At 53.6% G+C, this 12,933-nt stretch carries 12 protein-coding genes and 1 riboswitch; of the genes, 2 read left to right on the top strand and 10 right to left on the bottom strand.

Annotated features, from left to right (window positions below; translation table 11 throughout):
- Positions 1-42 precede the first annotated feature (42 nt).
- Positions 43-1,338, bottom strand: a complete 1,296-nt coding sequence (gene thiC / locus EDC14_RS02220; RefSeq protein ID WP_132012550.1) for a phosphomethylpyrimidine synthase ThiC — start codon at positions 1,336-1,338, stop codon at positions 43-45.
- 98 nt (positions 1,339-1,436) lie between these two features.
- Positions 1,437-1,549: riboswitch (TPP riboswitch) on the bottom strand.
- Positions 1,550-1,918: 369 nt separating this feature from the next.
- On the opposite strand from thiC, the gene EDC14_RS02215 reads away from it, so the two are divergent.
- Positions 1,919-2,485 (top strand): nitroreductase family protein, encoded by a 567-nt coding sequence (locus tag EDC14_RS02215; protein ID WP_132012549.1) that lies wholly within the window; start codon positions 1,919-1,921, stop codon positions 2,483-2,485.
- Between the two features lie 102 nt (positions 2,486-2,587).
- Here the strand turns inward: EDC14_RS02215 and tmk are convergent, their stop codons facing one another.
- The 5 genes from tmk to EDC14_RS02190 all read right to left on the bottom strand — a co-directional run bounded on the left by tmk (position 2,588) and on the right by EDC14_RS02190 (position 6,863).
- Positions 2,588-3,265 (bottom strand): dTMP kinase, encoded by a 678-nt coding sequence (tmk, locus tag EDC14_RS02210; RefSeq protein WP_132012548.1) that lies wholly within the window; start codon positions 3,263-3,265, stop codon positions 2,588-2,590.
- Between the two features lie 481 nt (positions 3,266-3,746).
- Positions 3,747-4,172 carry a type II toxin-antitoxin system HicB family antitoxin gene (locus EDC14_RS02205; protein ID WP_132012547.1) on the bottom strand — a complete coding sequence of 142 codons (426 nt, stop codon included), beginning with the start codon at positions 4,170-4,172 and terminating at the stop codon, positions 3,747-3,749.
- 25 nt (positions 4,173-4,197) lie between these two features.
- Positions 4,198-4,395 (bottom strand): type II toxin-antitoxin system HicA family toxin, encoded by a 198-nt coding sequence (locus EDC14_RS02200; RefSeq protein WP_132012546.1) that lies wholly within the window; start codon positions 4,393-4,395, stop codon positions 4,198-4,200.
- A 737-nt stretch (positions 4,396-5,132) separates the two neighbouring features.
- Entirely contained in the window at positions 5,133-5,882 is a 750-nt protein-coding gene (locus EDC14_RS02195) for a DUF2971 domain-containing protein (protein ID WP_132012545.1), read from the bottom strand.
- A 771-nt stretch (positions 5,883-6,653) separates the two neighbouring features.
- Positions 6,654-6,863 (bottom strand): hypothetical protein, encoded by a 210-nt coding sequence (locus tag EDC14_RS02190; RefSeq protein ID WP_132012544.1) that lies wholly within the window; start codon positions 6,861-6,863, stop codon positions 6,654-6,656.
- A 505-nt stretch (positions 6,864-7,368) separates the two neighbouring features.
- Between EDC14_RS02190 and EDC14_RS02185 the strand changes: the two genes are divergently transcribed.
- Positions 7,369-8,505 carry a sensor histidine kinase gene (locus EDC14_RS02185; RefSeq protein WP_132012543.1) on the top strand — a complete coding sequence of 379 codons (1,137 nt, stop codon included), beginning with the start codon at positions 7,369-7,371 and terminating at the stop codon, positions 8,503-8,505.
- Between the two features lie 76 nt (positions 8,506-8,581).
- Here the strand turns inward: EDC14_RS02185 and EDC14_RS02180 are convergent, their stop codons facing one another.
- From EDC14_RS02180 to EDC14_RS02165, 4 genes are all read right to left on the bottom strand, one after another.
- A complete protein-coding gene (locus EDC14_RS02180; protein ID WP_132012542.1) occupies positions 8,582-9,085 on the bottom strand; it encodes a peptide deformylase in 504 nt (167 codons plus the stop codon).
- A 233-nt stretch (positions 9,086-9,318) separates the two neighbouring features.
- Positions 9,319-10,491 (bottom strand): S1C family serine protease, encoded by a 1,173-nt coding sequence (locus EDC14_RS02175; protein ID WP_132012541.1) that lies wholly within the window; start codon positions 10,489-10,491, stop codon positions 9,319-9,321.
- A gap of 162 nt (positions 10,492-10,653) precedes the next feature.
- Positions 10,654-11,355, bottom strand: coding sequence for a class I SAM-dependent methyltransferase (locus EDC14_RS02170; protein WP_132012540.1), 702 nt, complete (start codon positions 11,353-11,355; stop codon positions 10,654-10,656).
- Positions 11,348-12,784, bottom strand: coding sequence for a phosphoglucomutase/phosphomannomutase family protein (locus EDC14_RS02165; RefSeq protein ID WP_132012539.1), 1,437 nt, complete (start codon positions 12,782-12,784; stop codon positions 11,348-11,350). The genes EDC14_RS02170 and EDC14_RS02165 overlap by 8 nt, the downstream gene beginning before the upstream one ends.
- Positions 12,785-12,933: the final 149 nt, after the last annotated feature.

Raw genomic sequence — 12,933 nt, 5'->3', positions numbered from 1 at the left:
TGTGTTCACCCTGACCTTCGGACTGGGTTTATCACAACGCTTTTAAAGCGTAGCTCCGCCTTTTAATAGCTGATTCATGGTCCGCATCGCGCAGATCTTGCCGCACATGGTGCAGGAGTCCTCATGCTCCGGCCGGGACTCTTCCCGGTAGCGCCGGGCCTTGGCCGGATCCAGCGCCAGATCGAACATGGACTCCCAATCCAAAGCGACCCGGGCCTGGCTCATCCGGCGGTCCCATTCGGCGGCGCCCGGCAACCCCTTGGCCAGGTCGCCGGCATGGGCCGCGATCCGGGAGGCCATGATCCCTTCCTCCATATCGGCCAGGGTGGGAAGGCGGAGATGTTCGGCGGGCGTCACGTAGCAGAGGAAGTCGGCGCCGGCCGCCGCGGCGATGGCGCCGCCGATGGCCGACGTGATATGGTCGTATCCCGGCGCGACATCGGTCACCAGCGGGCCCAGCACATAGAAGGGCGCGCCGTGGCAGAGCCGCTTCTGCAGGGTGACATTGGCGGCGATCTCATCGATCTTCATATGGCCTGGTCCCTCGATCATCACCTGGACGTTGCGCTCCCAGGCCCGCCGGGTCAATTCCCCCAGCGTGATCAGCTCCTGAATCTGGCAGGCGTCGGTCGCGTCCTGGATGCAGCCGGGCCGCAAGGCGTCGCCCAGACTCAGCGTGACATCGTATTCCCGGCAGATCTCCAGAATTTTATCGAAATGCTCGTAAAAAGGATTCTCGCTCCCGTTCAGTTCCATCCAGGCGTAAAGGAGCGAACCGCCGCGCGAGACGATATGGGTCAGGCGCGGGTTCCGCTTGAACTTTTCCACCATGTCCCGGTTCAGCCCGGCATGAATGGTCATAAAATCGACCCCGTCGGCGGCGTGCCGCTCGACCACCTCAAGAAACTCCTCGGCCCGGATCTCCTGAAGCTCTTTGTCATAAAACCCGATGGCGTCATAGATCGGCACCGTGCCCACGGCGGCCGGGGAGAGGGCCAGCAGGCCGGCGCGGAACTCGGCGGTCTTGCCGAAGGAGCTCAGGTCCATGATGGCGTCGGCCCTAAGTTCCAACGCCCGCCGCACCTTGGCCATTTCCTGCTCGATGTCGTAACAATCCTTAGAGATTCCCAGATTTACATTGATCTTGGTGCGGAGCCCGGTGCCGATGCCGCAGGCATCCAGCGAACGGTGCCGCTTGTTGGCGGGGATCGCCACCCGGCCCGCCGCGACCCAGTCCCGGATAGTCGCCGCGACGATCCCTTCCTTGGCGGCCACCTGCTCCATCTCCCGGGTGATCAGTCCTTGCCTGGCCGCATCCATCTGCGTGGTATATGTCATATCGTTTTTCCTCCGCTTTTATTTGCTTGCCGCGCTCCGGCGATAAAAAGAAAAGCACAAATCCAGGATAGATTTGTGCTCCGTGTGCCCGCAATATGGGACTGGCGCTATCACTTCCCTTCGCTGGTATGATCCAGATCAGGTTTGAAGGGTTAAAGAACTCAGCGGTTCTTAATCTCAGCCGGCCTCTCCGACTCCCCTAGTGTTCCATGGACCGATATTCAATTGGCGATCGGTTTCATCATATCACAACCGATCGCAAAATGCAATTTTCAGTCCGGGACCAAAGGCGGATTGGATGAGCATCTTAGACGGTTTCATGGCTGGAATTTTGCTAAATATTTCATCCCGGTCAGGGCAGAGTCCTTTCATCTTGTAGCCGCCGGGGTTTTTGCCTATACTCACTCTTGGGATAGGCCGAGTTTCGCAAATATTTGATTCCTCCATGTAATCTCTACAAGACAGCGCTCAAGAATAGCGGTACAATTATATTGCTGGAAGCGGAGGAAAAAATTTCTATACTGGTCAGACCCTGTTGCCAAAGGGTACTTCCCAAAATTTTGAACTGGAGATGATTTGGATGATCGTCAATGAGACTTTAAAAATCATTCAACAGCGCAGGAGCATTCGAAGCTATCAAGAGGAGCAGATAAAGGAAGAGGAGTTACAGGTGGTGCTGGAAGCGGGGTTGTATGCTCCCAACGCCGGGGACCAGGCATGGCATTTTACAGCCGTCCAAAACAGGGCCTTGCTCGAGCGGCTGAATCTGGCAGCCAAAGAAGCAGCCAGGCAAATGCCCATCGAATTTTTAAAGGAACTGGGTAACAATGATCATTTCAATTGTCTGTATGGCGCGCCCACGCTGATCATTGTCTCCGGCAGCGAGCGGGCTCCGATGCCGCTCGACGCGGATTGCGCCGCCGCCACTCAGAACTTACTGCTGGCCGCGGAATCCATCGGGCTGGGGTCGTGCTGGATCTACTTTGTCCTGATGGCATTTGACTCACCCCAGGGCCCCGCATTGCGCAGGGAATTAAAAATACCCGTTGATTACAAACCCTACGATTCGGTGGTGCTCGGGTATAAGAGAGATGCAACTGTCCATGTACCGGAGCGAAAGCCCAATCTTATTACGTATATTAGATGATTTTAGCTTTCGTCAGGATGTAGCGATTTTATATAATCCTGTGGATCTGGTTTGGTTGCTCCTGTCCTAGAGATATCTTCGGAAAACATAAAATCGTTTTCTTCACTCAATAACCCCTTTTGCTTGAAGGACCTCGATGAGCTTACCATGTATATGAGCTGGCAATAGCATCTCATTCATATCATTTGAACATTTTATTAAAAGAAAATCTTCATTTTCCTGGGTTAACTTCACGTATTCCTTTTCAACTTGTTTTTGCAAATTCAGATTCACTTCATGAATATCTTCCTTGCCATTAAGATATTCGCGATCCTTTCCTTGCCTGCTTTTTCTTAATTGGTTTTCTACAAACTCAAACGGGACATGCAAAAATAAAGACAGATCGGGTTTTGGAATTTTGTTATAATTATACTCTAAATTTTGAATCCATTCTTTCAAATTTTGCTTTTCCAATTCATCACGCAATTTAGCGCACTGAAACGCAATATTAGAGTAAACGTATCTATCTAAAATCACTAAATACCCTTGTTTTATCCATTCTAATAACATTGTTTTTGCATTGTCCCTGTCACCGGCATAAAGCAATGCAATTAACTTTGGATCGAGCTCTCCCAGTTCGCCCCTTAAAAAACTAGCGATTAACTCGCCATAGACCGGTGAATCGATTCTGGGAAAATGAACATACTTAAATTGAATTGATTTGCTTCGTAGATAGTCCTTCAATAAATTTATCTGGACTGATTTGCCAGCTCCATCTAAACCTTCGATTGTAATTATCACTCTAGCTCTCCTGTTATAACATTAATATGATATTTTTCGTATATTTTTCTGGTTCGCATGTTTCAAGATAATTTTCGGTCCATTTCATACAAAATCGTTTCAGTAAATATTAATTTAAGAATCTAATTTTTGCTTCAATTCATAATCTTTCAAAATTAGTACTCCTCCACCGCCTTCATTAAATAAACCGCATACTTAAACTTGCCACTCTTTAACTCGTCAATATAGAATAGATACTTCAATTTTATATACAGGAACTCGACTTAATTTTTCTCTGTGGCTATTAAAATTCCTTCTTCATTTACGGAGTACCTATTTTAAAAATATTCATTTTCCCATATTAATTCACAAGATCTCTCCCCAGCGACGATCGTTTCACCGGGTAAAAGTCACCGCAACGCCGCGATGAAATGAAGAGGACGAAAGGGAGTGTCGTTTACTACCTCTTAGGCAGTTTTGCGACACTCCCTTTTCTTTTAGATCATTTTATTCCTCTTTTGTTTGTCAGCTGATTTACGCCCAAATAATTTTTTAAAGCCTCTTGCAAGACATGCGAGAAATTTACTTCGTTTTCTTGCGCTAAATCATCAAGCCAACGCGGGATGGTGACTGTTTTCTTAACGGCTTTATTCCGCATCTCATCTCGAAATGGAACCATCCAAGCCTCAATCATGACCACAAATTGATTTTTATCGAATTGAAGTTTGGTCACGTCTGTTGGAGCAGGGATATCGTCACCATCCTGTTCCATTCCATATAGATGAAGCGCCATGGCCTCTTTAGCGTTTGCCACTGCTTCTTCGATAGTTTTCCCACAAGGTAAACAACCCGGTAAATCAGGGAATTCTACTGAGATTCCGTCGTCGGCAACATCAAAAATTGCAGGGAAAAAATATCTATCTTTCACGTTTTAGGCCTCCTGTCTATCGGGGCTAGTTTATATCTAGCCCCGCTTGTTTGAAAATTGATTTCACTATCTTAATCGGTAAGTCTTTGACCGGATGGGTCACCGTCACTTTTCCGGGCTTAGTTGGATGTTTCAGTTGGTAGTGATCTCCTCTGGCATTTACAATATACCAGCCATCATTGTTTAGTATCTGCAAAATTTCTCTAGATGAATAGGATTTCACAATCACTTACCCCCTGACGCTTTCATTCTAGTACGTATTTAACTACGTGTCAATATTTCTTATACATATTTCTATACGTATTAGAAACCAAGTTCATCGCGCCCGGTCTTAATTTCGCTGCGCTGGCATTACCCGTCAATCCGGCTTGCTTATAGCATCAAAAAATCCAATGTCCCCTTTTCACAGTCGAATCAATGGTCAATTAATGAAAGACTGGGGTATGTGATGGTGAGCTTCTGTTTCCTATAATTCGCTGGAATATCCGGATGGAGCTTTGGCGATGCACTATATAACAGAGAGTTAACGTTAAAACGGATCGAAAAAAGCGACGCCCTAGTTTCCCTCATGCATATCAAGGTTTTCACGTTCCTTTTCAAACGCTCGGTATTATTGTTTAATCAAATGTTTGCTTTGAGAAATTTCACTGAAAACATTTTCCGGATGATTGCAACAAAAATAAAGCCCTTACTTCCAAGAGCAAGGGCGTTAAAAAGGAGGTATAAGGAGGTATGAAAAAGTATTGGTTCATTACCTAAACTATATACCTCGCATGTGTACATTTCATGGTTAGCGTATGGAGAAGATGTGGATATTGGGTTACAATTCAGAAAAATTAAAACCGTACCTCCAGGCCGATCATCCCTTCGCATCAGCCTATCCAGCCCATCGGGTACACAACTCGAGGTGGCCTTGAGGTAAGGTTCCTCATGACGCATTTTTGTGAATACAAAGATTTTTCACTCCCACGGCCTCTCCCCCAGCGACGAACGTTTCACCGCTATGCCGCGATAACCGTATTTCCTCACGATCGTCTTGACTAGTTGCAAAAACCAGTCCTTCGAATCGGGAAACACATAAACCGCCTCGGTCAGCTCGTTCAAATCCGCTTGGATATTCAGGCCGTTCTCCGCTTCCCCGCTCTCCCGGTTCGCTTGGCCCACCAAAGCCCGCAGCTCATTCTCATGTTGAAAGCTCAACCGTTTCCAGAAGAACGGCTCCATCCATAAAAAAGCTTTTCGCGCTTCGCCTTTTGGCGGTTGCCACTGGTCATAATCGATATAATCCACCGGGCCGATCCAGATCCGTTCCCGGGTTTTGGCCAGGGACCGCTTCAGCCTTCCGATGGTGGACTTGATGGCTATCCCCTCGTAATTCCGGGAATACAACCGCCACATTGCGTCGGATTCGTACTCGCTCATGAACCAGCAATTCACGAAGTGGGACGGGATAATCTTCCGGATCAGTATTTCTTTTAAACGCGCGACCCCTTCATCCCCGGCGGGGATATCCTGATAAACTTTCGCCCAGTATTCCAACATGGCCTTGGGATAAACCCCCTCCCATTTATCATGGAGCTTATCCAGCCTGCAAAAGAAGAGCGCCTGTTCATTCAGCATCGAACAAAACTTGGTAAAGGTGATGTACCGCCAAATGACGGTATCATCGGGCGGGGTCGAAAGCCGGGAGTGCTCGTAAAACAATACCATCCAACCTTCGCAATCCGGTTTAGTTGCTTCCCACCTAGTATCGGCGCTATCCTAAAAATCCATGTAATGCCTGCCGTAGTTTTGGGGTTTTGAACTCATCTCGCTCTCTCTTTTCCGAAAGAGAGAATAACCATCATGCATGCTCCGGAGCCAACCATTTTCCCATCATAAACCGGCCTGCTTCCCGGTTCTCCAAAAGCCGTCCCAGCACGCCTCCATCCTCCGTCCCGGCCCCCTAATATATCAGTCGATCCCTTCTCATGTAAGGTATGGTCTTTGGTCCAACTAGGATATTCTTCGTCCTTGTAAGGGATGCGATGATCCGTGTTAGGGATGCCTCGATCCTTTCAAAGGATCTTTCGCTCCTTGTAAGGTATGCTTTCATCCGTGTTAGGTATGGTCTTCATCCTTGTAAGGGATCCCATGATCCTTTCATAGGATCTTCTGATCCTTTCTTCCCGAAGGATCATCCTAGCATCCCGAAGCTTTCGGGAACCTTCCCCAAGGTTCCGGGATAAAGGACCAAGGCTTGAAGATGCAAGACGAAACCTTGGGGAAAGAGGACGGATCCTTCGGGAAGCATCGACGAAGGCCGGGGATGCCTCCCCAAACCTTCGGGAAGCATCCCCGGCCCCCATCCTGAATCCCGAGCACTCTCCCCGGAGAGGTTGGCATGCCTGTCAACTTTTTAGCGGCTCCGATTGGATTTCGGCAAGCGTGGCCGTTTCATAAGCTAGGTTACAATCCCAGCAAATTGAAGACCCGAGCGAATTACGCCGGTTCAATGCTGCGGATTCGGCCCCGAAACTTCTCAATCTTCCCGAATTCCCCGCTCACTTCATACTCATGAATCCAGGCCGCGGCTTCTTTCCGGCTTTCGACGATCCGGATCGTCACCAGGCATTCATCGGCGGTCCGAAATGCCCTTTCCGGCTCGACCGCTGTAAAAATAATCTCCGTAAAAACGGGTCCGTTGCGCATGTTTGCCTCTCTATCGCGATGGAATATCGAAATTGGAATCCATGCTGGTGATATTTTTCCCTCCTGTAGCGGTTCGGAGGGCTTCGCCGGGTTCTCCCGGTCTCCGTTCGTCTCTATGAAGAGAATTATCCCTGAATCAACCCTGGGCTGTCAACCATCAACCCGCTGGAAAACGAGGGCATCGGATGGAAAGAACCTGCTCCCAGGGAAATCGGGCGCGGCTTAAAAATTTTCGCAAACCGGGAGCTCCCCTCCCGCCGATCCTAAAGGGTGTTGCGCCGGGGATGGTTAAACCCGTCAAGCCGGCCAACCGGTAAGTTGCATTTGACCGGCGAATTCAGGTTGCCTATCATCCCGAAGCCCGATGCGCTATTGCCTTTGCCGGTCCAGCGGCTTATAATAAAAATAACGTTAGCCATTCTACCTTTGATTGAACCTCGTTTCATCCCTAGTCTGCCCAAGGCCGAGGATGTAGTCCAAAATCTTCTCGCGGAGTGTAATACCCATGGACCCTCTGATTCCCACGCGATTCGCACCGGCGGAACGGCTGGCTGACGAGCTGATCATCGAGCAGGCCACCAGGATCAACGACGCCTCGCCGATTCCGGCCCTGTTTAACATGCTCCCTTACGTGGTGCTCATCTTGAATAAGGAGCGGCAGATCATCTACTCCAATCATTCCTTATTTGAAGCGCTGGGGATTCATGACGCCGGCCAAGTCATCGGCTTGCGCTTCGGCGAAGCGCTCCGCTGTATTCATACCGATCCGGCTTCCGGGGGGTGCGGCACCACGGAGTGTTGTTCCGTCTGCGGCGCTGTCCGGGCCATTCTCGAAAGCCAGCGCACCCGGACGCTCGTATCCAAGGAATGCCATGTGACCTTGGACCGCGCCGGCAATCCCTCGCTGGATCTGCAGATCTACGCTTCGCCCATCGGCGACTTGCAGCAGGAATATACTTTATTCGTGGTCAAAGACATCGGTGAGGAGAAACGCAAGCAGGTCTTCGAGCGGGTTTTCTTTCACGATCTGCTCAATACCTCGGGAGCCGTCCGGGGCCTGATCGAGCTGCTGCAAACCACCGAAAATCCGGAGGAAATCAGGGAAATCTGCGGCATTGCCCAACAGGGGATGGAGATGCTGATCGAGGAGATCGTCAGCCAAAAGGAGCTGATCGCCGCCGAAAGCGGCGATCTGGCCTTAAAAGTCGCGCCCTTCTCCGCGGACGCAATGCTTACCAAGCTGGTCAACCATTTTCGCAATGATCCCAGAACTTCCTGCGCGCTCCGTTTCGATCCCCATTCCCCGGAAACCGTCATTCAAAGCGACCCGACCTTGGTGCGGCGGGTCGTTCAGAACATGGCCAAAAACGCCGTCGAGGCTTCGCGGGCCGGGGATGTCGTCACCATCGGCTACACCCTCGACGAGGGCGCCATCCTGTTCCGGGTGCGAAATCCGCAGGTCATGTCCAGGGAAGCCCAATTGCAGATCTTCCAGCGTTCCTATTCCACCAAAGGAGCGGGGCGGGGCATCGGCACCTACAGCATGAAGCTGTTGGGCGAGAGATTATTGGGCGGCCAGGTCAGTTTCAGCAGCGACGACGCGCACGGCACCGAGTTCCGCTTCCGCCTGCCCCTCAAATAAAAAGCAGCGGGGCCGCGACCCCGCTTTCTCGCTTTATTCCCTTCCGGTCAGCCAGTCCGCCTCCCGACCGCCACGGCTAAACCGTTAGCAACGCTTTCTGGCTGGTCAAGGCGATCGAATACGGATCGAGCGCCCGTTGCACCGCCAGGATCCCGTCCAGATGATCGTACTCATGCTGCAACAGCTCGGCCAGGTCGCCCTCCAACTCCATGGTCCGGTCCTGCCAGTCCAGATCTTTATATCGCAGCCGGATCCGGCGGTGCCGCTCCACCTTGACCAGGATCTCCGGAAAACTCATGCAATCATCCCACAACACCATCGTTTCCGGGCTCTTCCACTCCAGCACCGGATTGATGAAGACCGTCGGCGTGTCGATGAACATGTAAATTAACCGCTTTTTCACCCCAATCTGCGGCGCGGCGATGGCCCGGCCGACCCGGTATTTTTCACGGAACGCGATCAAGGTGTCGTGCAAATCGGCGACTACCGTCTGGAGCGCCTCCAGCTCCGTTTCAACCACCGCAACCGCTGTTTCATACAACCGTGGATTTCCCAACAATAAAATCTCTTGTGCCGGCATATACTTTCTCCTCCTGGCGGAGTCGCGATACCGCTCCGCCGTGCGTGATACCCGTAATTTAGGGGATGCCTCAATGCCCCAACAACCATCACCGCCGGAATTGAAATGCTTCCCTCTATATATCATTCGACGGAAAAAAACAAACCCTTTCCATGGAATGGCAAGATTAACATTTTCATAATAAAAAGGGACCGCCGCTTCGGCAGTCCCTTGGGGAATGTTTTTTAGAATGATTACCGTTTCATCTCACCGATCTTCACCGTGGTCTCCCTGGCTTTGGAGCCCCGGTAATACTTCACCTTGAGCTTGGTTCCCACCGGATGGCTGGCGACCGCCTCCCGGATCAGATCCTGATCCTTCACCGGCTGGCCGTCGACGGCGACCACGATATCGCCCGGTCTCAAGCCGGCCTTGGCGGCGGTGCTGCCCTCAAGCACCTTGACGATGAACAGGCCGGTTTTCACCGGGACCCGCTGGCGCAGCCGGTATTCCAGCACCGCTACGTTGTCCGGGGTGAAGTGTACGTAGGCGATGCCCAACCCCGGCCGGGTGACATAGCCCTTGGTGATCAACTGATTGGCAACCGTCCGCACGGTATTGCTGGGAATCGAGAAGCCGATCCCCTGCGAATTGGCGGCGATGGCGGTATTCAAGCCGATCACACTGCCGCTGGAATCCAGCAAGGGACCGCCCGAATTGCCGGGGTTGATCGAAGCGTCGGTCTGGAGCATATTTCGCAGCTCCTGATCCTCGCTCATGATCAGGGTCCGGCCCTTGGCGCTGACCACGCCCACGGTCACGGTGTTCTTCAGGTTCTCGGCCAACGGATTGCCGATGGCGATGGCGATCTGCCCGACCTGGACATGGTCGGAATCCCCCCAGCTGGGCACCGCCAGATTCTCGGCATTGATCTTGAGGACCGCCAGGTCGGTTTGGGGATCGACCCCGACGATCTTGGCCGCATAGGACCGGCCGTTGGAGAGCACCACCATGATCTTGTCGGCCATGCCGGTCTGGCCGTTGACCACGTGGTTGTTGGTCAGGACGTACCCGTCCTTGCGATAAACGACCCCCGACCCCAGGCTCTGAATATTCTTCACCTCGGGTCCGGTGAAAAAGTCGAAATCCTCCACCACGGTGTTGGTGGTGATCATCACCACCGCGGGCCCGATCCGGTTCACCACGTCAATGGTGGTCTTCTCGTACTGGTTCAGCGCCAGGGGTTGGCTCTCCACCGCCGGCGCGGGGGACGGCGCCGGTTCGGCGGGCGGATTGACGAGGGCCGTTCCCAGGCCGGTGAAGCGCACCGCCCAGATGACCAGGAGCGCACCGATGATCCCGGAGATGACCGCAGTTAAAATATAGGGGGTCCGCCGCTCATGAGCGTCAAAACGATATTGATTCACAATCTAGACCTCCTGCAAAGCATGTCGGGCTTCGCCGCCCGCTCCCCGGCCCCCGCGGCTCGAACGGAACATGCCGGGAGGTGGGCGGGGCGCGGAACGGTAGACAGCGAAAGTTGAAAAAGGATTGACCATCATTCCGAATAACACTAAGTTGACAATAATCTATAACGAACGATCCGCTGTCTGGTTCCCCGCCATGCTCAGGCGATAAAGATCAATGGTACAGGTTTTATTCTCATAAACCACCGGAATCGCAGTCTGAATAACCCGCCACTCCTGGGATAGGCCGGCAATGAATTGCTTGGCCCACTCGCGGCCGGGATCGGTCAGCCAAATTTCGCCAGCGGGCCGCAGATGGCGATGGAAGATCCGGTACAAGTCGGCATGGAGCGTCTTCTCATAGAGAATATCCGCGCCGATCAGCCGGTCAAACCGGCCGGCCTCCGCCGGAAAGCGGCGCCAGTCTGCCAGCAGAAACTCCCCGGCCGGAACCCCGTTGCGCAGGCAATTCACCCTCGCGAACTCCAAGGCGTCCGGGCAAAAATCGCTCTGCACCACCTCCGCCCCGGCCAGCTTGGCGGCGATTCCGGCCAGGCCCACGCCGCAACCCAGTTCCAAGACTTGCAGCTCGGCCACCTTGGCGCGGTTCATCAACAAATAGCGGGCCAACCCGATCGAGGCCGGCCACAGCTCCGCCCAGAAGGGAATCTGATCCGGTTCGGAGACCCGGTCCAACAGGTCGTCGATGTTCTCCACCTTCACCAGTTCCAGCGGTTGCTCGGCCACGGTCAGATTCACCGTGACCAGTTTGTAATGGGCGCGCAACGCCGCCAGCTGCTCCGGCCAATCCCGATGCTCAGCCAACCCGCTTCCCCCACTGCTCCAAGAGCAACCCGACCGATCCGCTCAAGTTGTCCAGGGCCTGGGCCGAGCCGGCTTCAAAATAGACCCGGATCAACGCTTCGGTGCCCGAGGGCCGGATCAGGAACCAACTGCCGTCCTCCAGCACAAACTTGAAACCGTCGCGGGTCCGGACCTCCCGGACGGCGAGAGCGTCGATCCGTTCCGGCGGCGCGGTGCGGCACCGTTCGAGGATGGTCCCCTTGGCCTCTTCGGTCAGGTGCAAATCGAGCCGCCGGGTCAGAAAATGGCCGACCTGCTCATACAATTGACGCAGCGTCGCGTGGAGCGGCTGCCGGGTCACGGCGACCATCTCCGCCATCAGCGCGCCGGCCAGAATGCCGTCTTTCTCCGGGATATGCCCGCGCACGCTCAGGCCGCCGCTCTCCTCGCCGCCGATGATCACCGGCCGGGTGCGCATCAATTCGCCGATATATTTGAATCCCACCGGGGTTTCGATGGTCTCCACCCCGTAGACTTCGCCCAGCCGGTCGATCATGTGGGTGGTGGCCACTGAGCGGGCCGCCACGCCGCGATAGCCCCTGCTCCTGATCAGGTGCAGCATCAGCAGCGGAATGACCTGGTTCGGCGTGAGATAGGTCCCGTCGCAATCAATGATCCCAAAACGGTCGGCATCGCCGTCGGTGGCCAGTCCAATGGCATGGGGCCCGGCACTGACTTTCGCCTTCAACTCGGCGAGGAACTGGTCCTGCGGATCGGGCATGAAGCCGCCGAAGAGCGGATCCCGCCAGCCATGGATCTCCTCCACCGGGCAACCGCTTAATAAACCCGGGATGAAGCCGCGGCCGGTGGCAAACATCGGATCGACGACCACCCTGAGCCCAGCCTCGCGGATCGCCTGGACATCCACCAGCTCGCCGAGCTGTTTCAGATAATCGGAGGTCGGATCGATCACCTGGATCCTTGGGTCAGACGCGAGCGGGCCGGTTCCCATCGCGGCATCCGCCGCCGCACTCTCGGGCAGCGACTCCAGACAGTTTTCGATCTCCCGGGTAATCTCCAGTGAGGCCGGTCCGGCGTATTCCGGTATGAATTTGATGCCGTTATATTCCGGCGGGTTGTGGCTGGCCGTGAACATCATGGCTCCGAACGCCCCATGCTGTTTCACGGCATGGGCGATGACCGGGGTGGGAAAATCCCGGCTGCCCAAAAAGACTTTGATTCCTGCGGCGGCGGCGATCTGCGCCGCTTTTTTCGCAAACAGGTCGGAAAAGAAACGGGCATCATAACCGATGACCAACCCCCGCTCAGCGCCTTGATGTTCCTTGGTGTACTTGGCGATCGCCCGTACGACCCGGCAGACATTGGGTAGGTTGAAACGATCGTACATCAGATCCCGCCAGCCGTCAGTCCCGAATTTGATAACCGTCATTCCGAATTCTCCTTTTTTGAAAATGTCAGGCCTTTTTTCATCTTATCTATTTTGGCCGAAGTTGGCAATTTTATTAACTCACCCCAGCCGGTCCCACCCTTGCGGACCGATGCGCAAGCCCGAACGTACCTGCGGCACGCGCCCATCCC

This window comes from Hydrogenispora ethanolica (genome assembly GCF_004340685.1).
Taxonomy (GTDB): domain Bacteria; phylum Bacillota; class UBA4882; order UBA8346; family UBA8346; genus Hydrogenispora; species Hydrogenispora ethanolica.
The sequence above is the reverse complement of the archived record's forward strand: the minus strand, read 5'-3'. Positions and strand labels throughout refer to the sequence as shown.